Origin of the sequence: Actinomadura sp. SCN-SB (assembly GCF_043906805.1) — a bacterium.
In the GTDB taxonomy this organism is placed as follows: Bacteria; Actinomycetota; Actinomycetes; order Streptosporangiales; family Streptosporangiaceae; genus Spirillospora.
In genome coordinates, this window is sequence record NZ_JBIMPP010000011.1 from 130,773 (window position 1) to 152,763 (window position 21,991).

At 72.6% G+C, this 21,991-nt stretch carries 21 protein-coding genes; 5 read left to right on the forward strand and 16 right to left on the reverse strand.

Features of this window, described 5'->3' with window-relative positions:
- Positions 1–79 precede the first annotated feature (79 nt).
- Positions 80–1,429 (reverse strand): cytochrome P450, encoded by a 1,350-nt coding sequence (locus ACGWYJ_RS10210; RefSeq protein ID WP_395105473.1) that lies wholly within the window; start codon positions 1,427–1,429, stop codon positions 80–82.
- Positions 1,430–1,553: 124 nt separating this feature from the next.
- Here ACGWYJ_RS10210 and ACGWYJ_RS10215 point away from each other — a divergent pair, with 124 nt between their 5' ends.
- Positions 1,554–2,345, forward strand: a complete 792-nt coding sequence (locus ACGWYJ_RS10215) for an SAM-dependent methyltransferase (RefSeq protein WP_395105533.1) — start codon at positions 1,554–1,556, stop codon at positions 2,343–2,345.
- A 4-nt stretch (positions 2,346–2,349) separates the two neighbouring features.
- On the opposite strand, the gene ACGWYJ_RS10220 is transcribed toward ACGWYJ_RS10215, so the two are convergent.
- From ACGWYJ_RS10220 to ACGWYJ_RS10260, 9 genes are read right to left on the reverse strand one after another with little or no spacing between them, the layout of a single operon-like run.
- Positions 2,350–3,795 carry a gamma-aminobutyraldehyde dehydrogenase gene (locus ACGWYJ_RS10220; protein WP_395105475.1) on the reverse strand — a complete coding sequence of 482 codons (1,446 nt, stop codon included), beginning with the start codon at positions 3,793–3,795 and terminating at the stop codon, positions 2,350–2,352.
- A gap of 42 nt (positions 3,796–3,837) precedes the next feature.
- Entirely contained in the window at positions 3,838–5,229 is a 1,392-nt protein-coding gene (locus ACGWYJ_RS10225; protein ID WP_395105535.1) for an NAD(P)/FAD-dependent oxidoreductase, read from the reverse strand.
- Between the two features lie 18 nt (positions 5,230–5,247).
- The gene (locus tag ACGWYJ_RS10230; protein WP_395105477.1) at positions 5,248–6,390 is read right to left on the reverse strand and encodes a M24 family metallopeptidase; all 1,143 of its coding nucleotides are present in this window, start codon (positions 6,388–6,390) and stop codon (positions 5,248–5,250) included.
- Positions 6,391–6,421: 31 nt separating this feature from the next.
- Positions 6,422–7,525, reverse strand: a complete 1,104-nt coding sequence (locus ACGWYJ_RS10235) for a class II histone deacetylase (protein WP_395105479.1) — start codon at positions 7,523–7,525, stop codon at positions 6,422–6,424.
- Positions 7,522–7,932, reverse strand: a complete 411-nt coding sequence (locus tag ACGWYJ_RS10240) for a cupin domain-containing protein (RefSeq protein WP_395105481.1) — start codon at positions 7,930–7,932, stop codon at positions 7,522–7,524. Before ACGWYJ_RS10240 ends, ACGWYJ_RS10235 begins: the two co-directional genes overlap by 4 nt.
- 32 nt (positions 7,933–7,964) lie before the next feature.
- On the reverse strand, positions 7,965–9,074 hold the full coding sequence (locus tag ACGWYJ_RS10245; RefSeq protein WP_395105483.1) for an ABC transporter ATP-binding protein: 1,110 nt from the start codon (positions 9,072–9,074) through the stop codon (positions 7,965–7,967).
- Positions 9,071–9,859, reverse strand: a complete 789-nt coding sequence (locus ACGWYJ_RS10250) for an ABC transporter permease (protein ID WP_395105537.1) — start codon at positions 9,857–9,859, stop codon at positions 9,071–9,073. Before ACGWYJ_RS10250 ends, ACGWYJ_RS10245 begins: the two co-directional genes overlap by 4 nt.
- A 5-nt stretch (positions 9,860–9,864) precedes the next feature.
- The gene (locus ACGWYJ_RS10255) at positions 9,865–10,770 is read right to left on the reverse strand and encodes an ABC transporter permease (protein WP_395105485.1); all 906 of its coding nucleotides are present in this window, start codon (positions 10,768–10,770) and stop codon (positions 9,865–9,867) included.
- 3 nt (positions 10,771–10,773) lie between these two features.
- The gene (locus ACGWYJ_RS10260; RefSeq protein ID WP_395105486.1) at positions 10,774–11,820 is read right to left on the reverse strand and encodes an ABC transporter substrate-binding protein; all 1,047 of its coding nucleotides are present in this window, start codon (positions 11,818–11,820) and stop codon (positions 10,774–10,776) included.
- 103 nt (positions 11,821–11,923) lie between these two features.
- Between ACGWYJ_RS10260 and ACGWYJ_RS10265 the strand changes: the two genes are divergently transcribed.
- Together ACGWYJ_RS10265 and ACGWYJ_RS10270 are read left to right on the forward strand one after the other, a co-directional pair.
- Positions 11,924–12,664, forward strand: coding sequence for a TetR/AcrR family transcriptional regulator (locus tag ACGWYJ_RS10265; RefSeq protein ID WP_395105488.1), 741 nt, complete (start codon positions 11,924–11,926; stop codon positions 12,662–12,664).
- A 352-nt stretch (positions 12,665–13,016) separates the two neighbouring features.
- A complete protein-coding gene (locus ACGWYJ_RS10270; protein ID WP_395105490.1) occupies positions 13,017–13,154 on the forward strand; it encodes a hypothetical protein in 138 nt (45 codons plus the stop codon).
- A gap of 33 nt (positions 13,155–13,187) precedes the next feature.
- Here the strand turns inward: ACGWYJ_RS10270 and ACGWYJ_RS10275 are convergent, their stop codons facing one another.
- Positions 13,188–14,888: an FAD-dependent monooxygenase gene (locus ACGWYJ_RS10275; RefSeq protein WP_395105491.1), complete on the reverse strand. Its 1,701-nt coding sequence runs from the start codon at positions 14,886–14,888 to the stop codon at positions 13,188–13,190.
- A 564-nt stretch (positions 14,889–15,452) separates the two neighbouring features.
- Between ACGWYJ_RS10275 and ACGWYJ_RS10280 the strand changes: the two genes are divergently transcribed.
- Positions 15,453–17,051 (forward strand): protein kinase, encoded by a 1,599-nt coding sequence (locus tag ACGWYJ_RS10280; RefSeq protein ID WP_395105493.1) that lies wholly within the window; start codon positions 15,453–15,455, stop codon positions 17,049–17,051.
- A 15-nt stretch (positions 17,052–17,066) separates the two neighbouring features.
- On the opposite strand, the gene ACGWYJ_RS10285 is transcribed toward ACGWYJ_RS10280, so the two are convergent.
- From ACGWYJ_RS10285 to ACGWYJ_RS10295, 3 genes are all read right to left on the reverse strand, one after another.
- On the reverse strand, positions 17,067–17,522 hold the full coding sequence (locus ACGWYJ_RS10285; RefSeq protein ID WP_395105495.1) for a PepSY domain-containing protein: 456 nt from the start codon (positions 17,520–17,522) through the stop codon (positions 17,067–17,069).
- Between the two features lie 87 nt (positions 17,523–17,609).
- On the reverse strand, positions 17,610–18,881 hold the full coding sequence (locus tag ACGWYJ_RS10290) for a sensor histidine kinase (RefSeq protein ID WP_395105497.1): 1,272 nt from the start codon (positions 18,879–18,881) through the stop codon (positions 17,610–17,612).
- A complete protein-coding gene (locus tag ACGWYJ_RS10295) occupies positions 18,878–19,564 on the reverse strand; it encodes a response regulator transcription factor (protein WP_395105499.1) in 687 nt (228 codons plus the stop codon). The genes ACGWYJ_RS10290 and ACGWYJ_RS10295 overlap by 4 nt, the downstream gene beginning before the upstream one ends.
- 100 nt (positions 19,565–19,664) lie before the next feature.
- On the opposite strand from ACGWYJ_RS10295, the gene ACGWYJ_RS10300 reads away from it, so the two are divergent.
- Positions 19,665–20,171, forward strand: a complete 507-nt coding sequence (locus tag ACGWYJ_RS10300) for a hypothetical protein (protein ID WP_395105501.1) — start codon at positions 19,665–19,667, stop codon at positions 20,169–20,171.
- 42 nt (positions 20,172–20,213) lie between these two features.
- On the opposite strand, the gene hydA is transcribed toward ACGWYJ_RS10300, so the two are convergent.
- Both hydA and ACGWYJ_RS10310 read right to left on the reverse strand, forming a co-directional pair.
- Positions 20,214–21,596 (reverse strand): dihydropyrimidinase, encoded by a 1,383-nt coding sequence (gene hydA / locus ACGWYJ_RS10305; protein WP_395105503.1) that lies wholly within the window; start codon positions 21,594–21,596, stop codon positions 20,214–20,216.
- A complete protein-coding gene (locus tag ACGWYJ_RS10310) occupies positions 21,593–21,979 on the reverse strand; it encodes a gamma-glutamylcyclotransferase (protein WP_395105505.1) in 387 nt (128 codons plus the stop codon). The genes hydA and ACGWYJ_RS10310 overlap by 4 nt, the downstream gene beginning before the upstream one ends.
- Positions 21,980–21,991 lie beyond the last annotated feature (12 nt).

Genomic DNA, 21,991 nt, shown 5'->3' on the forward strand with positions numbered 1-21,991 from the left:
CCCTCCTCGTGGTCGTGGTGGCGCCCACGAAGTGAATGTACGCCTCCTCGCCGTTGTCGGGCCTGGCGCAATTCGGGCATCAGCCCATCCCGGCGGGTTCACGTGGTGTGAGGTTCATGGTGATGTCCTCGGCGGCCCACAACACGAAACGCTCGACCGGCGTGATGTTCTGGCCGGGCGCGAGATGGAATTCGAAGCGCTTCAGCAGGATGGCCAGAACGAGCTGTGCCTCGATCATCGCCAGGGCGGCGCCTTCGCAACTGCGCGGGCCGAGGCCGAAGGGAATGTACGCGAGCCGGGGACGGTCGGCCGACGCCTTATCGGTGAACCGATCGGGGTCGAAGACCTCCGGATCGGGCCAGTACTCGGGGTTCATGTGCACGGCCCAGAACGGGTAGAAGATGATCGTTCCAGCGGGGACCGTGTAATCGCCCAAGCGCAGATCCTCGGTGGCCTCCCGCGCGCCGTACGGGCCGGGCGGGTACAGCCGCATCGTCTCCCGGAGCGCCGCGTCCAGAGAGGTGAGCTCCTTCACATCGGCGTAGTCGGGCGCGGCGCGGTCACCGAGCACCCGGTCGACCTCGTCGGCGACCCGGCCGGCCACCTCCGGGTACCGGGCCAGCAGGTACAGCGTCCAGGAGATCGCGACACCGGTGGTGTGGTGGGCGGCCAGCATGGTCATCAGGACGGTGTCCCTGATTCGCGCCGGGGACTCGCCGGACGCGGCCAGCGCGCCGATCAGGTCGCTGCGCTCGGAGTTCCCGCCATCGCGCTCACGGTACGCGGCCAGCACCCGGTCGACGCATGAGCGCAGGTAGGCCAGGGACGACGCGGCGGGGTCGTCGTCGGCGCCCGGCGTGTACCGCTGCGCCAGATAGGCGGTCAGGACGTCCTCGAACGCCGACACCACCCGCCCGGCGTCCCCGGCCGACTCCAGCCCGCTGCCCAGCGCGTACTCACAGATCATGCGCAGCGACAGCTCGCTCAGGTCCTTCTGCAGCGCGACCGGTCCTTCCGCCGCGCGCCGCTCCCACTCGTCGGCCAGCCCGGTCGTCAGCTCGGTGAAGGCCGCGAAGTGGGCCTCGTGCGAGGGACGCCCGGCGAGCACCGACAGCATCACCCGGCGCCACGGGCCGTGTTCCTCGGCCGGGATCGTCTGCAGGTTGCCCGACTCCTGCAAGGGCGCCAGGAACTCGAACAGTTTCTCCGGCCGTTTGTTGATCCGCGCGGTCGCCTCCAGCAGAACCGGATCGGCGATCGACACCGCCTCTTGACCACCGGGCAACGGCAGCCGTGCCACCGGCCCGTATTCGGTGTGCAGTTTCAGCTGGTAGTTGTGCAATCCTCCGGCCGCCATGATCGCCTCGGCGCCATCTTGACCCGAGGGCGGACCGGGGATCTGCGATGGGGGAAGTGCGTCGCCTGCCATGAAGGGCTCCCGCGTCAGGTTCGTGGATCCGATGGTTCGCACGCGATCGCAATGGTTACATGGACGGGCAACGTTCGCGATACCGGAAACAGAAGCCGTCACCATGGCAGACCCGCGGAAGACGATGGAAACCGTCGATCTGACAACGCCGAACGTCGCCCGCATGTACGACTTTCTCCTGGGTGGCAAGGACAACTTCGCCGCCGACCGGGAGGCCGTCGCCGATGTCGTCCGCCGTGCCCCCGACACGCCGTTCATGGCGCGCGAGAACCGCGCGTTCCTGCGGCGCGCGGTGCGGTTCCTGGCGGAGTCCGGCATCCGCCAGTTCATCGACATCGGATCGGGGCTGCCCACCCAGGGCAACGTGCACGAGATCGCCCACCAGGTGGCGCCGGACGCGCGCGTCGTGTACGTCGATGTGGAACCGATCGTGCTGACCCACGGGCGCGCGCTCCTGGCCGGCACACCCGGGGTGACGGTCATCCAAGGCGACGCGCGGCGCCCCGGCGAGATCCTGGACGACCCCGGGTTGCGCGAGCTCATCGACCTCGACCGGCCGGTCGGCGTGCTGACGCTGGCGGTCCTGCACTTCATCGACGACCGCGACGACCCGCCCGGGATCGTGGCACGCCTGCGCGACTCCATGGCGCCCGGCAGCCACCTGGTGGTCTCGCACGTGACCGCGGACTTCGACGCCGACAGCAGGGTCCGGTCCGCCGGCGCCGTCTACGACAACGCCACGTTCCAGATCACGCTGCGCAGCCGGGAGCAGATCATGCGGCTGTTCGACGGCTTCGACCTGGTGGATCCGGGCCTGACCACCCTGTCCCTCTGGCGCCCCGACCCCGGTGCGTCGCTCCCACCGGAAGCCGACCGGCAGTGGTGCTACGCGGGTGTGGGCCGCAAGGCCGACTGAAGGGTCAGCGAGCGTCGATGGCGCTCATCACGTGCTTGATGCGCGTGTAGTCCTCGAAGCCGTACATCGACAGGTCCTTGCCGTAGCCGGAGTGCTTGAAGCCGCCGTGCGGCATCTCGGAGACGAAGGGGATGTGCGTGTTGATCCACACGCAGCCGGAGTCGAGCTTGGCCGACATGCGCATCGCGGTCGCGTGATCCCGGGTCCACACCGATGAGGCCAGGCCGTACCTGACGTCGTTGGCGCACCGGACGGCCTCGTCCTCGCCGCTGAACGCCTGGACCGTGATGACCGGGCCGAAGATCTCGGTCTGGCTGGCCTCGTCGTGCTGGCGCAGACCGGACACCACGGTGGGGGCGTAGAAGTAGCCGCCGTCGCCGACCCGGGACCCGCCGTGGTGGACGGTGGCGTGGCCGGGGAGCCGGTCGACCATCCCGGCGACGTGGGCGAGCTGGGCGGCGTTGTTGAGCGGGCCGTAGTCGGCACCGGGGTCTGACGGACCGGCGGTGCGGGTCGCGCGGGCCCGTTCGGTCAGCGCGGCGACGAGGTCGTCGTGGACCTCGGCGGCGACCAGGACGCGGCTGGCCGCGGTGCAGTCCTGGCCCGCGTTGAAGTACGCGGCGCTCGCGATGCCCTCCGCCGCGGCGGCCAGGTCGGCGTCGGCGAACACCACGACCGGGGCCTTGCCGCCGAGCTCCAGATGGGTGCGCTTGAGGTCGGCCGCGGCGGCGCCCGCGACCTCCATGCCCGCCCGCACCGAACCGGTGACCGACACCATGTCCGGCCTCGGGTGGGCGACCAGCGCGCGGCCGGTGTCGCGGTCGCCGCAGATCACGTTCAGCACGCCGGGCGGCAGGAACTCGGCGCAGATCTCGGCGAGCAGGGTGGTGGAGGCGGGCGTGGTGTCGGACGGCTTGAGCACGACGGTGTTCCCGGCGGCAAGCGCGGGGGCGATCTTCCACACGGCCATCATCAGCGGGTAGTTCCACGGCGTGACCTGCGCGCACACGCCGACCGGCTCGCGCCGCACGAACGAGGTGTGCCCCGCCAGGTACTCCCCGGCCGACCGTCCCTCCAGGACGCGGGCCGCGCCCGCGAAGAACCGGAACTGGTCGGCGCACAGCGGGACCTCTTCGGTGGCGGTGAGGGCGCGGGGCTTGCCCGTGTCGGCCACCTCGACGTCGGTCAGCTCGTCGAGCCGCTCGTCGATCGCGTCGGCGATCCTGAGCAGGGCCCGCTGGCGTTCGGCGGGCGTCGTCCAGCGCCACGTCTCGAAGGCCCGCGACGCGGCGTCCATGGCGGCGTCCACGTCGGCCCGCCCGGACAGCGGCGAGGTGGCGTACACCCGCTCGGTCGCCGGGTCGATGACGTCGAGCGTCCGGCCGTCGGCGGCGGCCCGCGGCTCACCGTCGACGAGATTGCTGAAGGCCGTCTTGGTGATGGTCGTCACCGGCTTCCCTCCGTGGTCGGGTCGTTGTCGAGAGCGCGGGCGTCAGGAGTCGAAGCCCATGCCCAGCCGGTCCAGGGTGCGCAGCCACAGGTCGCGCCGGCCGCCGCGCTCGTCGGCGCGGGCCAGCGAGCGGCGGGTCAGCTCGACCCCGAGGTAGCGCACCGGTTCGGGCGGGAACGGGATCGGCCGGGAGCGCACCATGGCCGAGCGGGTCCGTTCGGTGTCCAGGCCCCAGAGCAGGTCGAGCATCACCTGGGCGGCGAACCGGGTGGCGGCGACGCCCAGCCCGGTGAAGCCCAGCGCGTAGCTCACCCGGCCGCCGCAGGCGGTGCCGTAGAACGCGGTGAACCGGGTGCAGGTGTCGATCGCGCCGCCCCACGCGTGCGTGAAGCGCACGCCGGCCAGCTCCGGAAAGGTCTCGGCGAAGTGCTCGGCCAGGCGGGCGAAGGTCTCCGGACGCCAGTCCAGCTTGGGCGACAGGCCGCTGCCGTAGTGGTAGATCGCGTCGTACCCGCCCCACAGGATCCGGTCGTCGGCCGTACGCCGGTAGTAGTGGAACCGGTTGCCGGTGTCGCTGACGCCCTGCGGCGCCCGCCAGAAACCGAGCCGGCCCGGCAACGGCTCGGTGACGAGGGCGTAGTCGTACACCGGGATCGTCGACAGCCGCAGCCGCCGCAGCAGCGGCCGGAAGGCGTTGGTGGCCAGCGCGATCCGCCGGGCGCCGACCTTGCCGTACGGGGTCCGCAGCACCACCCCGCGCCGCCCGGAGACCAGCGCGCGCACCGGGGTGCGCTCGTGGATCCGCACGCCCAGCCCGCGGCACGCCTCCCGCAGCCCCCGGACCAGCCTCGCCGGGTCGACGAGGGCGTAGCCATCGCGGTCGTACGCACCGGCCATGTACGTGGGGGAGTAGACCCGCTCCCGGATCTGCCACCGGTCGAGGTACTCGATGGAGCGGCCGTAGCGGCGGGCCAGGTCGCACAGCTTCCGCAGCTCGGCGACCTGGTGCGGCTCGGTGGCCACCCACAGCTTGCCGGTGCGCCGGAAATCGCAGTCGATGCCGTACCGGCGGACCGTCTCCCCGATCTCGTCCAGGTTGGCCAGGCCCATGCGCTCCAGGTCGGCCAGCTCGTCCGGCCAGCGTTCGGCGCCGTTGGCGAGCCCGTGGGTGAGGCTGGACGACACGAAGCCGCCGTTGCGTCCCGAGGCCGCCCAGCCCGCGGTCTCGGCCTCCAGCACCACCACGTCGAGGGACGGGTCGCGTTCCTTGGCCAGCAACGCCGTCCACAGCCCGCAGAAGCCCGCGCCGACCACCGCGAGGTCGCACGTGGTGTCGCCGGGCAGCGGCGGCGCGGGCGCCGGCGCGTCCGAGGCGTCCAGCCAGTACGGCACCGGCGACGCGGCGGCCAGGGAGTCGGGAAGGGACGGGGACACGGACACCGGGCGGCTCCTTCAGACGACGTAGAGGCCGTGGCCGTGGCGCGACAGGCTCTCGGGGCCGTCGGGCGTGCACAGCACGGTCTCGCCCATCTTGAGCCCGAAGCCCTCGTCGGGCAGCGCCAGGTTCGGCTCGATCGTGAACGACATCCCGGGGGCCAGCCGGTGCTCGTCGCCCGCCACCAGCGTCATCGGCTCCAGCCAGCCCGGCGGGTAGGCGACGCCCAGGCTGTAGCCGATGCGGTGGCAGCGCCTGCGGACGAGGTCGAGCTCGGCGAGCACCGCGTTGCAGGCGTCGTCGGGCGCCGGCGCGGCGGCCCCGGGCACGGCCGCGGCGATCGCCGCCTCGGTCGCGCGTTCCAGGCATTCGGCGACCTCGCGGACCCGCCCGGAGGCCCGTCCCACCACGGCGGTGCGCATGAGCACGGCGTGATACCGGTGCACGACGCCCGCGAACTCGACGCACACGACGTCGCCGCGCGACAGGGTCCGCCGCCCCGCGAGCGCGTGGACCAGGGCGCTGCGCTCGCCCGAGACCACCATGGGCGGGATCGCCGCGTGCTCGCTGCCCGCCTCGCCCAGCGCCTTCGCGGCGATCCCGGCCAGCTCGGTCTCGGAGATCCCCGGGCGGATCGCGTCGAGCACCACGTCCATGGCGTGGTCGGCCATCTCCGCGGCCTGCCGCTGGTACCCGATCTCGGCGGGGGACTTGACGAGGCGTTCCTCAGGGACGAGCAGGGACGCGTCCACCCACGTCACCTCGGGCAGCAGCGCGCGCAACCGGTCCCAGGTGCTGGGCAGCAGAGTGAACGCGTCCAGCTCCACCCCGACCGTCGCCTGGTCCAGCCCCAGCGTGCGCACGGTCTCCGCGATCACCTCGACGGCGTCCTCGACCGCGATGTCGTACAGCCGGGGCGCCGGCAACCAGGAATGCATCAGCACGCCCGGCTCCTCCGTCGTCCGCGTCACGTACTGGAGGTCGTCGGCGGAGATCACCAGCGCCTGCGGCCACAGGTAGCCCACCGAGCTGACGCCGGTGAGCCAGTTCACGGCGTCCGGCATGGTCAGCAGCAGACCGTCCATCGCCTGACCCGCCATCCGCTTCCGCACCCGGGCCAGCCGGTCGTGGTAGGTCGGCAGCGTGAACGGCAGTTCCATGAAGTCCTCCAATGAACGTGCGGGTGAAGGGTCACAGCGTCCAGTACGGGGCGAGCGCGGCCTTGACCCGGTCGAGCGCCGCCACCCCGCGTTCGGCGTCGTCGGGGATGTAGGCCAGCGGGTCGGCGAGCGCGGGCGCCAGGCCCAGGAGCCCTTCGATCGTGGCGTGCAGGCAGTACGCGGCGTACGCGCGCGCGTAGCCGCCTTCCTGGGTGAGGACGATGCGACCGCCGGTCAGCTCCTCGGCCAGCCCGCCCAGCAGCGCGCCGATCCGGTGGAAGCCCGCCATGGTGAGGTTGTGCCGCCCGTTGGGGTCGAAGGTGGAGGCGTCCTGGCCGGACGCGCACACCAGCAGCCCCGGCCGGTACGCGCGCAGCAGCGGCGCCACCACGTGCTCGATGGCGTCGGCGTAGGCACGGTCGCCGGCGCCCACCGGCAGCTCCACGTTGACGTTGTGGCCGAGACCGGCGCCGGTGCCCAGCTCCTCGGGCGCGCCCGTCTGCGGATGCGAGGGACCCCAGGAGCCGTGCGCCATGTGCAGCGAGATCGTCAGCACGTCCGCCCGGTCGTAGAAGCACTCCTGCGTGCCGTTGCCGTGGTGGACGTCCCAGTCGACCACCGCCACCCGCGGCACGCCGCGGTCCCGGGCACGCTGGGCGACCAGGGCGGCGTGGGAGAACACGCAGTAGCCGTCGGCCTGCGCGGGCTGTGCGTGATGGCCGGGCGGCCTGACCAGCGCGTACGCCATCCGGGCCGTCCCGTCCAGCACCGCGTCGGCGGCGGCCAGGCAGGTGCCGGCCGCGGCCAGCAGCGGCTCCCACGACGCGGCCGACACCACCGTCGTCGAGGTGAGCCGGCCGCCACCGCGTTCGCACGTCTCCCGCACCGCGGTCACGTACGCGGGGTCGTGAACGGTCGCCAGCTCTTCCTCGCTCGCCGGCCGGCCGGGCCGCAGGCGCACGTGCGGGGCGACCGGCCCGCGCTCCAGCACCGATTTCATGTTCCGCACCCGCACGGCGTTCTCGGGGTGCGTCTCCTGCTCGGCGAGCAGGTCGGAGGGCGCGGCCTCCCAGAGCCCCGCGCCGGTGTCGTGGTCGAGCACCCGCGCGTCCCAGAACAGGTCGATCATGGTCATTCCGGGGTCGGCGCCATCGAGTAGACGAAGAACGCGGGCTCGTCGCCGATGTTCTCCAGGTGGTAGGTCCAGCCGGGCGCCAGGTACACGCAGTCGTCGGGTCCCAGCTCGAACGCGCCCTCGTCCCAGGTGAGGCGGAGCCGGCCGCGGATGATGAAGTACGTCTCGTCCACCGGCCCGTACCAGTGGTCGCCCTCCGCCGTGTCGTCGACCTCGCGGGACGACCAGGTGTTGGTCTGTTCCCCCGGATCCATCCAGGACGCGCCGAGGAGCAGGTTCGATCCGCAGCGGCTCTTGGTGACGACGCGGGCGATGCGCACCTTGGTCACCGCGTCGGCGGCGGGGGTGACGGGAACGTCGGAGAGCGGGATCACCATGGGCTTGGCGCGGGTATCCGGCTCCGGCATAGGGCGTACCTCCTCGAATCCGTGGGGGTGGTTCACGCGGGCGCGGGCTCGCGGCCCGCGCCGTCGGGGATGAGCACGCCGCGGGCCACCGGCCAGGCGACCTGGACGGCCGCGCCCGGCGAGGCGGCGTACTCGAAGCCGGCGGGCTCGCGCACGGTCATCCGCACGCCGCAGCGCAGGTTCACCGCGACCCGGCGGTGCGAGCCGAAGTAGGTGACCTCGGCGACCGTGCCGGGCAGCGCGTTGTGCTCCGCGGGCGGCGCCTCGTCCCCGGCGAGCAGGCGCGTCCGTTCCGGCCGTACGACCAGCGCCGCCCGGCCGCCGGGGGTGCCCGCCGCGTCCTTGGGGACGGCGACCTCGAACCCGTCGCCCGCCAGCCGGCCCGACGCGCCGTACGAGCCGTCCAGGACGTTGGAGTCGCCGAGGAACCGCGCCACGAACAGGGTCGCGGGCCGCTCGTACAGTTCCTCGGCGGTGCCGACCTGCTCGATGCGGCCCTCGTTGAACACCGCGATCCGGTCCGACAGCGCCAGCGCCTCCTCCTGGTCGTGGGTGACGAACACGAAGGTGATGCCGAGTTCGCGGTGGATCCGGGAGATCTCGCCCTGCAACTGCTCGCGCAGCTTCTTGTCGAGGGCGCCGAGGGGTTCGTCCATCAGCAGCACGCGGGGGTTGAAGACGATCGCCCGCGCGAACGCGACCCGCTGCTGCTGGCCGCCGGAGAGCTGCCGGGGCAGCCGCTCTCCCATGCCCTCCAGGTGGACGAGCCGCAGCGCCTCCTCGACGCGCCGGGCGATCTCGTCCTTGGCGACCTTGCGCTGCTCCAGCGGGAACGCGACGTTCTTCGCGGCCGTCATGTGCGGGAACAGCGCGTAGTGCTGGAACACCATGCCGATGTCGCGGCGGTGGGCCGGGAGCGAGGCCACGTCCCGGCCGCCGACCTCGATCCGTCCCCTGGTGACCTTGTCGAAGCCCGCGATCAGGTTGAGCGTGGTCGTCTTGCCCGAACCGGACGGGCCGAGCAGGGTGATGAACTCGCCCGCGGCGACCTCCAGGGAGATGTCGTCCACGGCCGGCGCCGCCGAGCCGTACCGCTTGGTCAGCCCGATCAACCTGATCGGCGCGCCTTGGGTGCCGGTCATGACCGAGCCCTTTCACGTCGGAGGAGTTGCGGAAGCAGGATCAGCGCCGTCGTGACGACCAGGACGAGGCTGGAGGCGCTGGCGATGGTGGGATCAGTCTCGACCGTGACGCTGCTGAACATCTGCACCGGCAGCGTGTGCAGCGTCGGGCTCTGCAGGTAGAGGGCGACCACGACCTCGTCCAGGGACGTGACGAACGCGAACACGGCGCCCGACAGCACTCCCGGCAGGATGATCGGCAGCGTGATCCGCCGGAAGGTCGTCCAGGGGCCGGCGCCGAGGCTGGCCGCCGCCCGTTCCAGCCTGCGGTCATGGCCGCGCAGCGCGGCCGACACCGCCACCACCACGAACGGCAGCGCGATCGCGGTGTGCGCCAGCACGAAGCCCGCCACGGTGCCCGACAGCCGCCATTGCAGGAACACCGCGTAGACGCCGATGGCCGCCACGATCTGCGGGACGACCATCGGGGCCAGCAGCAGCCCGTGGATCAGGCCCTTGCCCGGCAGGCGCCCGCGGTCCAGCGCCAGTGCCGCCGCGGTGCCCAGCACGGTCGCGGCCACCGCGACCGCCAGCGCGATCTGCACCGACATCAGCAGGGAGTCCCGCCAGGACGGGTCGGTGAACAGGGTGCGGTACCACTCCAGCGACCAGTCGCTCGGCGGGAAGGCGAAGCTGCGCCTGCCGGTGAACGACAGCGGGAGCACCACGAGCGTCGGCCCCACGAGCACGGCCGCGACCAGGACCGCCCACAGCCGCAGTCCCACGCCGCCGCGGAAGTCCGCCATCTCGCTCACCCTCGCTCACCCTCTCGGAGGCCGAGCGCGGCGGCGGGGCGGGCCACCCGGGACACCGCGACCAGCAGCAGGGCGGTCACCGCGAGCAGCACCAGCGACAGCGCGCCCGCGCCGCCGAAGTCCAGCAGCTTCTCCACCTTCGTGCCGATCACCTGGGCGGCCAGCGACTCCTTGGGCGAGCCGAGCAGCCGCGGCGTGACGTAGAAGCCCAGGGACAGGACGAACACCAGCGTGCCGCCGGCGATGACGCCGGGCATGGACAGCGGCAGGTAGATGCGGCGGAAGCAGGTCACCTTGGTGGCGCCGAGTCCCTGAGCGGCGGTGAGCAGGCGCCGGTCGATGCCGTTCATGGAGCTGTAGAGCGGCAGCACCATGTACGGCAACAGCACCTGGATCATGCCTAGCGCGACTCCCGCCGAGGTGCCCAGCAGCGCCCCGTCGCCCAAGCCGAGCGCGCCGGTCGCCTTGGCCAGCGGGCCGCCCTCCTGGAGCAGCACGATCCAGGCGAAGTTGCGGGCCATGAGGCTGGTCCAGAACGGCAGCAGGACCAGGGCGAGCAGCACCGCCCGGGTGCGCGGTCCCACCGCCGTCATCAGGAAGGCGTACGGGTAGGCCAGCAGCAGCGTCACCGCCGTGACCACCAGCGCGGTGACCAGCGTCCGGACGATCACCCGCACGGTCGTGGGATCGTTCCACAGCTCGGTGAAGTTGCCCAGGCCCGTCTCCGGCTCGCTGAACGCCCGCCAGACGATCGACAGCACCGGATAGGCGAAGAACGCGACCAGCACGACCAGCGCCGGGGCCAGCAGCATCCACCGGTGGCGGTCGGCGACGCCCCTTCCGGCCGGGGCGTCCGGCGTTCCCGGGGCGCCCGAGGCCCGTGCCTTCATGGTGGTGGCCATCGATCAGCCTGTGGTCCACTGCGTCCAGCGTTGGGTGGCCTGGTCCAGGTTCGTGCCCCACCACTGGACGTTCTGGAAGAAGCCCTGGTCCTGGATGTCCTTGCGGGCGGTGTTCCACTCCTGCGCCAGCTTGTCGAGCTTGGGCCGTGCCTCGGAGTTGACCGGCGCGTACGGCTGCTTCTCGGCGAACCGGGCCTGGGGCTCGGCGCCGGTCGCGTAGGCGATGAAGTCCATGGCCAGGTCCTTGTGCGGGGCGCCCTTGGGGACCATGAGCACCGCGTAGGCCAGCATGTTGTCCTTCCAGACCGGGGCGAAGGGCGCGCCGTTCTTGACGGCCATGTACGCCCGGCCCGACCACACCAGCGCCATGTCGACCCGCTTGGCCTCCAGCGCCTGCTGGCTCTGCGCCGAGGTGTCCCAGAACTGGCTGTTCTTCCGGATGGTGTCCAGCTTGCGGAACGCGCGATCGTAGTCGAGCGGGTAGAGCTTGTCGGGAGTGACGCCGTCGGCGAGGAGCGCGGCCTCGATCGAGCCGCCGGAGGCGAACCCGGGCAGCAGCCTCCGGCCGGGGAAGCGCGCGGTGTCGAAGAAGTCGGCGATCGACGTGGGCGGGTTCGACCCGTACTTGTCCTTGTTGTAGACGAGGACCAGCGAGTACATCGCGTCGGGCACCGCGCAGTCGCTGACCGTCCCGGGCGGGAACACCGACTTGTCGATCTTGGTGAAGTCGAGGCGCTCGGCGTACCTGCCGCACGCGCCCACCGGGAAGAACGGCTCGGTGTCGACGACGTCCCAGCTCACCCGGCGGGACTCGACCTGCGTCCTGATCTTGGCGTAGTCGGTCGGCTGGTCCTGGACGACCTTCACCCCGTTGGCCTTCGCCCAGGGGTCCAGCCAGGACTGGACCTGCGCCTCCTGGTAGCCGCTGCCGTACGAGGTGAACGTCAGCGTCTTCTCGTCCGAGGTGCCCCCGCCGCCGCAGGCCGCGGCCAGCGCCATGACCAGGCTCCCGGCCACCAGCGCGAGGGGGCCGCGAGACGTCGCGTTCATGGGTTGCTCCGTTCGCCAGGTGGTCACAATATGGCCTTATTATCGTCATCGCCCGATCGAGCGCAATAGCCTCGTCTCGACCGCCCCCAGGAGGAACGCGCACATGAGCAGGTCGAACCCGGCCAAGGAGGAGCTCGATCTGGCGACCCGGCGACGGTTGCAGATCATGGCGGCCACGAGCGAGGTCATCTGCCGGCAGGGCGTGGACGGCGCCCGGCTCAAGGACATCGCCGACGAGGCGGGCGTGTCCCTCGGCATGCTCCAGCACTACTTCCGGCACCGCGAGGCGCTGATCGTCGAGACGATCAAGGCGCTGCTGGAACTGACGCTGGCGACCTGGCGCGTGGTGTCGTCCCGCGAACCCGACCCGGTGCGCCGCCTGTTCGCCCTGCTGCGCTTCCAGGTGGCGGGTTGGGCGCCGTTCCACAAACGCTGGTCGTTCTGGGTGGAGTTCTGGTCGGCGGCCGGCCGCCACGAGGCACTACGCGCCCAGGCACAGGACGTCTACCGCGAGTGGACCGAGCCGTTCCGCGAGACGATCGAGCAGGGCGTCGCCGCCGGGGCGTTCCGGCCCGACAGCTCCCCCGACGCCCTCATCGTCCGGCTCATGTGCGTCTCCGACGGCGCGGCGATCCGGGTCCTGTACGACCCCGAGACCCTCGACGCCGAGGGCATGTTCGCCCTGCTCGTCGACCTGGCCGCCACCGGACTCGGCATCGACCCCGCCGTACGCGACCAGGCCCTGGCCGAACTGCCCAGGGTGATCAGCGTCCACTACCCCTCGGAGCCGCCCCCGACCGACGGACTGGACTGGACGCCGATCCTCGACACCCTCCGCGACTGACCCGGCTCCTCTTCACCGCGGTCGACGCCGCGTCGCGGTGTCGGCGGACGTCGGCGAGGAACGCGGTGAGCTGTGCGAGGGTGAGGGCGGGCCGAGGACGAGGACGGCGATCGCGAGCCGCCCGAGGTCGGGTGCGAACCGGACGAAGTGACGGAGTCGCAGGTCGAAGAAGCCGGGTAGCCACCGCCAGACCGCGAGCGCGGACAGCGTTCCGAGTGCGCCCCCTCCGGCCGCGGCCAGCCCGGCGCGCCAGAGGGAGCGGCGTGGGGGTCGCCGCGGGATCAGGCGGCGGAGAGTCCACCCGAGCGCGCCGGCCAGCGCCAGGACCGATCCGCCGAGCCCGGTCAGCGCGATGGTCTCGGTGGAGGTGCCGGGCGCGGGGTCCGGGGTGCCGCCCAGCGCGATGGTCAGCGCGCCGAAGGCGGCGGAGTCCGAACTGGACCGGTACCTCGGCAGCGTCCTGCCCGGCGAGTGCCGCCAGTACGGCTGATCCGTCCGGTGCGGCCCGTGGCGAGGAGGCAGATCAGGCGAAATCTGTGGCCGCCTTCGAGTGTTCTTGGTCCGCCGAGCCGGTGGACGCTTGGAGGTAGCTGGTGACGATGGCCTCCAGCTCGCTGGGGTCGATCACGTCCTCGATCCGGTCGAAGCCGTCCGGGGCCCGGCGTTCGACCTCCTCGATGACCTGTTCCGGGCCGCCGAGCCGGTTGCGGAGGACGATCCGGGCGGTGGCGGGCAGCCGGTCGTGCTGGTAGGCGAGCAGGGCCTCGGCGGGGTCGCCGGACCGGCCGGCCAGGTGGCCGCTCAGGTTCACCGCGTCCAGGATGGCCTGGCCCGCGCCGTTGGAGCCCATCGGGTACATGGGGTGCGCCGCGTCGCCCAGCAGGGTGACGCGGCCCCGCGTCCAGCAGGGCAGCGGGTCGCGGTCGCACATCGGCAACTCGAAGCGGTCCCGGGTGGACTCGATCATGGCGGCATGGTCGAAGAGGCCCGGGGTGAAGCGCCCGACGTGCGCGGCCAGGTCGGCGGGGTCGGCCGGACGCGTCCACTCCTGCTCGCCGGGCGGCGGGTCGCCGGGACGGCCCGTCATGACGCCGATGGCCCAGTTGGTCAGCCGGGTGTCCGGGGTCGTGCCCGCCGCGATCGGATAGACGACCAGTTTGGCGGTGTTGCCCCCGGCGATCACCATGGTCCGACCCGTGCCGTACAGGGGCCACTCGGTGGCGCCGCGCCACAACATCATGCCGCTCCAGCGCGGCGGCCCCTCGTCGGGGAACAGGGCCGACCGGACCGTCGAATGGATGCCGTCGGCACCGATCAGAACGTCCCCGCGTGCCTCCGAACCGTTCGCGAAATGGGCGGTGACGGCCGTGGCGTCCTGCTCGAAGCCGACCAGGCGGTGCCCGGTGCGCACCGCGTCCGCGCCCAGCCGTTCGACCACCGCGTGGTGCAGCAGGCCCTGCAACCGGCCGCGGTGCACGCTGATCTGCGGGTGTGAGAACCCTGCCGCCAGGCCGCAGGGCCTGCGCATGATCTCCTGCCCCAGGCGGTGGGTGTAGATCAGCTCGCCGGTGCGCACCCCGGTCTCGTCCAGCCGGTCCAGCAGTCCCAGCGCGTCCAGTTCCGCGACCGCGAACGGCAGCGCGTTGATCCCCACACCGAGCTCGCGGATCCGCTCGCCGCGCTCGTAGACCACACAGCCGATACCTTCGGCGTGCAGGCGCAGCGCGGTGAACAGCCCGCCGATCCCGGCCCCTACGATCGTCACCCTCATGGCTTCTCTCCCCGAACGGGCCGGCTCGCCGAGCCCTTGCCTACCAGCCGTGCGCCCACGAACACGATGACCAAAGCGGCCACACCGGCCAGGCCGAGCAGCGACACCCGCAAGGTGGGCATCCACGGCCATCTCGGACCCGACGGCCCGGCCTGCGCGGCGGACGGTGGCGGCGATCTCAGGGTCCGGGTTCGCCGCGGCGGTGACGCCCGGGACCAGCAGGCGGTCGAGGTCGTCCCCGGCGGCGAGGCGCACGCGCGGGACGAAGGTCAGCCCGTGCCGCGACCGCACGGTCCCCGTGGCCGCGATCGCGACCGTCCGGGCGGCCTTGACCTCGGCGTACGGGCTGAACGCCGAGGCCGGTGCGAACTCGGCCAGGTAGGGGCGCGAGGTGTCGAACAGCATCAGGTCCCCGACCCCGAGGTCCACGCGCTCGCCGTCCTGCTCCCGCATGCCGGCGCCCGCACCATGCAGGCCGGCTTGAACACCTCGGGGTCGAACCGCCGGATGAGTTGGGGAGTGCGCCGAATCGTGTGCGGAGCGTGGTGATCAATGTCGCCTGCACGGAGCCGAAGCCGTTGACGGCCACCTCGGCCCGGAACCGGCGTTCCAGCCGCCGATCACAGCGCACCTCATAGGGCGCCCATAACCTGGAATTCAGTTCACGCCAGAAATCGAATCGCTCTTTCTCGGGAATCCCGGATGTGCCGATCACGTCCATACCCACTACAGTGCGGTCGCCGCGGGGTTCGGTCAGGTTCGAGCATCACCCGATGGCCCGCGTGAACACAACCCGGATCCGCACCACGCGCGGCCGGATCTTGCCGGATTCCGCCGTTCCACGATCGTCGCGGGCCTTTCGTCTCTACATTCGTCGGCAGGCGTGTGACGCGGCGGTCGGCGCGGCCCTCGACGCGGCCCTCGACGAGTGCGGCAACAGCCCGGTTCGCGCCCGCGGGACGCTCATGGCTCCCGCCGAGGTTCCGACCTGCCCGACGTCTGGAGGAACAGGGCGGAATGGAGATACCGGGCTACGAGATCCTGGAGACGCTGGGCACCGGCGGGTTCGGCGCGGTGTACCGCGCCCGCCAGCTCGCCGTCCGGCGCGAGGTGGCGCTCAAGATCGACAGCAGGGTGCTGGCGACCGAGCGCGACCGGCGCCGCTTCATGCGCGAGGTCACCGCCGCGGGACGGCTGTCGGGGCATCCGCACGTCGTCGCCCTGTACGACGCGGGCGTGCTCACCGACGGCCGCCCGTACATGGTCCTCGACCTGTGCCCGAACGGCTCGCTGAACGACCGGCTCCGAGCCTCCGGGCCGTTCCCCGCGGCGGAGGTCGCCGAGATCGGCGTGCACATCGCGGACGCGCTCGCCGCGGCCCATGCCTCCGGCGTCCTGCACCGTGACGTCAAGCCCGGGAACATCCTGATCGACCGGTACGGCGGCGTGGCCCTGGCCGACTTCGGCCTGGCGGCGATGCCGCAACCCGGTCTGGAGTCATCGGCGACCCGCGAGGCCCTCACCCCCGCCTACGCGCCGCCGGAGGCGTTCCGTCGCGCCGAGCCGGCCCCGGCCGGTGACGTGTACTCGCTCGCCGCGTCCCTCTACGCGCTTCTGTCGGGACGTCCCCCGCACTTCCCTCCGGACCGGACACCGGGCATCGCCGAGCTGATGGCGGCGCAGGCACGGCCGGTCCCCGATGTGCCGGGCGTCCCGGCCCCGTTCATGGCGGTGCTGCGGCAGGCCATGGCCTTCGACCCGGCCGCCCGCACACCGTCCGCTGCGGCGCTGAAAGACGCCTTGGCCGCCCTCGATCCACGGGCCTCGGCCGCCACCGGCCCCAAGTCCGTGCCGCTCGTCTACCAGGGATCTCCGGCCCCGCCTCCGGTGTACGCCGCTCCGTCCACCGACCCCTCGTCCGCCCACAACGGGATGGCGGGACCCGGCTCCGGCCCGGCCCACGCGATCACGACCTCGCCGGCGCGTCCCCGGCAGGGGGACGCCCGCCCCACGCTCTCGCGCGGCGTCCTGCTGGGCGCCGCCGCCCTGGTGACGGCCGGGATCGTGGGAGCCGGGGCGCTCATCGCCTTCTCACAGGCCGGCCCGGACGGCGACGGCGGCACACCGCGAACCCAGGCGGGCGCGCCCACCGGCAAGCCGAACGCCACGGCCACGGCGACCGGCCTGGGGGTGCCGGTCACCACGGCGAACTGCGCCGCCTCCAGGGTCGAGGGCGCCCAGGCCGCCTGCCCGCGAACCGCCGAGTGCTGGGGAGGCATGGTCTCGATCGGCGGCGACACCAGCGCCACCCGCCGCGACTGCCGGACCACCCACACCTGGGAGACGTTCGCGATCGCCGTCATGCCCAAGGACGGCGAGACGTGGAACAACTCCGAACTGGAGCGGCATCCGACGGTCCGCGGGTTGTGCTCAAGGACCGTCCTGCTCGCCTCACGCTCGGCCGCCGGACGGCGCGCGCCCTCCGGTGGCTGGACGGCGGGGGTGCTGCCGCCGTCCAAGTCCGCGTTCGAACGGGGCACCCGCGTCTACCGCTGCCTGGGCTCGCGGGGCCTCGACACCTTGCGCGGCGCGATGTTCGCCCCGCTCGACGGCTGAGACGGCCGCCGGACGTCAGTCGTCGTCATCCCCGTCGTCATGGTCGTCGTGGTCGTCATGGTCGCCGTGGTGCCCGTGGCCATGGGCCCGGGAATCGCGCTCGGTCCTGTGCCTGAGGACCTTGCCCGTCTGGGCGTCGATGTCGAGGTCGTGCTCGACGCCGCGCGCGATCACGTCGACGTCCCAGACGACGCGGCCGTGTTCCCGCTCGCGTTCGATCGATTCGACACGGCCATCGGGAACCGTCCGCAGGGCGATGCGCACCGCACCCGCCGGGTCGATCCTCGTCTGTGACGACGGTGGCGCGGGAGGCGGCGTGGGCGAGGCCAGCGGTACGGACGGGGCCAAGGCCGCCAACGTACGGTCGGGTGCTCCGGACGCCGTGCCCCCGCCGTCGTAGGCCAGCGCGATGCCGCCGCCGAGAACGATCGCCGCGCCCGCGGCCCCGGCGATCACTGTGGTCCTTCGCATCTGCGGTTCTCCTTCTTCTGCCTGCGTACCAGAAGGAGGTTGCCTCTGATCCGGATAGGGCCGCGCTACCACATTGCTAAGGCAAGGCTAAGGTCCGCCCAGATCGAGCACCACCAGGGCGCCGCCCTGCTCGGAGCGGCCGATCGTCAGCCGCCCGCCCGAGCCCTCGGCGGCGCGCCTGGCGATGTCGAGGCCCAGGCCGGTGGACCCCGACCCGCTGGCCCCGCGTTCCAGCGGACGGGACGTGGCGAAGCCGGGCCCCTCGTCGCTGATGGTCAGCCGCGCGCCGCCCCCGGTCCGGGGTTCCAGGCACACGGTGAAGGCGGTCCCCTCGGGCGTGTGGGCGAAGACGTTGCCGAGCAGCGCGTCCACGCCCGCCGACAGGTCGTCGCGGCTCAGCGCCACCGGCAGGGGCGCCGGGGAGACCCGGGCGGTGAGGCGCCGGTCCTGGTCGTCGGCCAGGACCGTCCAGAACCGCACGCGTTCGGCCACCACCTCGCTCGCGTCACAGGCGTCCGGGGCCGTGGCGCGGGCCGGGCGGCGGGCGTCCGCGATGACCTGGGTCACCGCGCGCTCCAGCTCGTCCACCGTGGCGCCGACCCGAGCGGCCTCGTCCGGGTCGCCCAGATCCTCGATCTCCAGGCGCAGCGCGGTGAGCGGGGTGCGCAGCCGGTGCGAGAGGTCGGCGGCGGCCTCCCGCTCCTGGGCGAGCAGCTCGGTGATCCGTCCGGCGAGATGGTTGAGGGCGGCCGACACCTCGCGGAACTCGGCGGGTCCCTCGGGACGGGCCCGCGCGTCCAGCTCCCCGGCGGCCAGCCGGTGCGACACGGCGGCGAGGTCGTGCGTCGGCCGGATGAGCGATCGCGCCATCCGCCGCGCGACCGCCAGGCTCATCCCCAGCAGGACGACCCCCAGCCCGGCCAGGATCAGCCACGCCCGCGCCACCCCCCGGGTCAGCGCCGCGTCCGGCACGAACGCGCGGACCACCGCGGTGCCCTCCGGAAGGCCCTGCACGGCCACCAGGACCTCACGCCCGCCGGGTGCCTGAGCCGTGATGCTGCCGCCCCGGGCGGCGAGGTCCACGGCGGGCGATCGGTTCGCGGGACGGCCCAGGACGTCGCCGTCCGGAAGGAACACGGTGACCGGCCACTGCCCGGTGCCCGCCCGGTCGAGGGCGAGCGCCAGCGCGGGCCGGTCCAGCGTGGACACCAGCGCGGCCGCCGACTCGGCCGCGATCGTCGCCGAGCTCATCGCCCGGTCGGCCGCCACGGTGCGCACCAGCAGCGCCAGCGGCATCAGGAAGGCCAGCAGGACCAGCGAGGTCGTGGCCGCCACCAGCAGCGTCAGCCTGCGGCTCATCGGCCCGGATCGACGAGCTTGACGCCGACGCCGCGCACCGTGTGCAGGTAGCGCGGCTCCTGCGCGGTCTCGCCCAGCTTGCGGCGCAGCCAGGACAGGTGCACGTCGACGGTCTTGTCCGCCCTCCCGTACACCGCCCGCCACACCTCGGTGAGCAGCTCCCGCTTGGTGATCACCTCGCCGGGCCGCTGCGCCAGGTAGTGCAGGAGGTCGAACTCCTTCGGGCTGAGATCGAGCGGCACGCCGTCCAGCACCGCCTCACGCGAGCGCGGCTCCAGCCGGAGCCCGCCGACCACGAGGGCCGGATCGCCCGCCTCCTCCTGCCGGGAGCGCCGCAGCACCGCGCGGATACGGGCGTCGAGCTGCGCCGCGCCGAACGGCTTGATCACATAGTCGTCGGCGCCCGCGTCCAGGGCCCGTACGATCTCCTGCTCGTCGTCGCGCGCCGTCGCCACGATCACCGGAACCCTGCTGACCGCGCGGAGCATGCGCAGCACCTCGCGGCCGTCGAGATCGGGCAGGCCGAGGTCGAGCACCACCACGTCGGGCCGGTCCTCGACGGCCTGGCTGAGCCCGCTCATCGCCGTGCGCGCCGAGGCGATCGCGTGCCCCTGCTCGCCCAGAGCACGCGCGAGATGTGTCCGGATCTTGGGATCGTCCTCGATCAGCAGCACCTGTGCCACCTCTGCACGGTATCTCCGCCCGGGCGGTGTGGACCGCTTCGAGCGGGCCTTACCACCCGCTTAACCTGGCCTTAGGAACGGCTCGACGATGGTGGGGGACATGAGGCGACGCGTCCTGCTCGGTATCGCCGGCTGGCTGGCGGCGCTGGTGGCCGCCATCGGCGTCGGCCTCGCGGCCATCGGGGTGCTGGAGGACGGCATCACCGGCTCGGGGGTGCGCACCCTCGACCGCGACTCCGTCCGCCGGGAGCTGAGCAGCCCGGCCGCTCCCGCCGGCGACGTCCGGCCGTCCCCGGAGACCGGAGTGTCCCCGCCGTCCGCGGGGACCGGGGCGCCGCGGCGGGACGAGATCACCAGGGTGCTGTCCACCGAAGGCGGCACCGTCACCGCCGCGTGCGCCCGAGGGCTGGCGCGGCTCGTCGCGTGGAGCCCGCGGCAGGGCTTCGAGGCCGAGAAGGAGGTCCGGGGACCGGCGGCCGAGGCGGCCGTGACGTTCGAGTCCGACGACGCGGAGTACGACGTCACGGTCACCTGCGGGCCCGGCGGACCGACCGCCGGAACGGTCAAGGACGACGGCCACGGCCGCCACGGCCGCGACCACGACTGACCGCCCCGGCGAACGGTTCCGGGCGCCTCGGCCGGGCCGGACTCAGGCGCCGCCCCGTCCGAAGGGGACGGCCCTGATGTGGCGGCCTCGCGGCGTCGGGTCGGCGAGGGCGTTGTCCTCGACGACCGGACGGCCGTTGACCAGGACGGTCTCGGGGCGGCCGGTGAGCCGCATGCCCTCGTAGGGGGTGTAGTCGGTGGCCATGTGCAGGCCGGAGGCGGTGACCTGCCACGTGGCCTCGGGGTTCCAGATGGCGATGTCGGCGTCGGCGCCCGGGAGCAGGGTGCCCTTGCGGGGGTAGAGGCCGTTGGCGCGCGCCGGGGCCGCCGAGGTCAGCTCGACGAAGCGGCTGACCGGCAGGCCCCGGCGGACGACGTACTCGGAGAAGATCACGGGAAGGCGGGTCTCGACGCCGGGCAGGCCGTTGGGCATCGCCCGGACGTCCTCGCGATGGATCTCCTTCTGCGCGGTGTCGTAGCAGCAGTGGTCGCTGCCGATCGTGGTGATCTCTCCGGTGAACAGGTGCCGTCCCAGGGCCTCGACCTGGCCCGCCGAGCGGAGCGGCGGGCAGCAGACGAACCGCTCGGGGTGGTCACCGGCGTAGCGGGAGTCGTCGAGCACCAGATGGTGGGCGACGGCCTCGGTATAGGCGCGCACGCCCCGGCGGCGGGCCGCGGCGACCAGCTCGACGGCCTCGGCGGTCGACTGGTGCACGAAATAGACCGGGGCGTCGACGGACTCCGCGATGGCCAGGACCTCGGCCACCGAGGCGGTCTCGGCCAAGGCCGGCCGTGTGGCGGCCATGTCGGTGGCGCCGATGCGCCCGGCGGCGGCGCGGCTCCGCTGGGTGTCGCCGATGATGTGGTCCGCCTCGCAGTGGATGACGACCATGCCGCCCAGGCCGGCGAGGGTCTTCATGGTGCGCAGCACGGTGTCCTCCGAGGCCATGGTCTCGCCCCGGTAGGTCGTGAACATCTTGAACGTGGTGATGCCGTCGCCGATGAGCGCCGCGAGCTGGTCGGGGACGGTGTCGTCCCATTCCACGACGCAGCCGTGGAGCGCGCTGTCGCACAGCCCCTGGGACGCCTTCTCGCGCTGGGCGTAGGCGACGTCGGCCGGGTTCTCACCGGGCCGCGGGATGGCGAAGTCCACGATGGTGGTGGTGCCGCCGTACACCGCGGCGGTGGTGCATTCCCGGTAGTCGTCGAGGCTGGTGAACTCACCCGAGGTGAAGCCGACGTGGCAGTGCGGGTCCACGCCGCCCGGCATCACCAGCCGCCCCGAGGCGTCGATGGTGGTCGCGGCCGTGGCGGTGCCCGTCTCCACCAAGGCGGAGACGCGGCCGTCGGAGATCAGGACGTCGGCCGGGCCGGACCACCCGGCCTCGACGACGGTGCCGCCCGTGATGAGGAGGTCGCCGCTCATCCGATCGCCTTCAGATACGCGCGCCAGCCTCCGGCGTCGGAGATGTCGACGGTGCCGGGGAGGCCGAGGGACTCCGGCCGCATCCGCATGGACAGGGAGCCGGACCCGTCGGACAGTTCGATCACGCCGAGTTCCAGCTCGGGCGGTTCGTTGGGCAGCAGGTGCTCGCGCAGGATCTCGTACGTGACGGAGTAGAGCTCTCCGGGCACGGCACGGCCGCCGGTCTCGACGGGGTGCAGACCGGGGAACTCGTCGCGTACGGAGTAGAACCGGTAGCGCGGGGCGGTCTCGGCCGGGCCGAGGAACGTGGCGGCGCTCAGCGCCCCGTTCAGCGAGCCGCCGGACATGGCCTGTCCGTTGACGAACATCCTGAGGGTTTCCATGGGTCCTTCCGG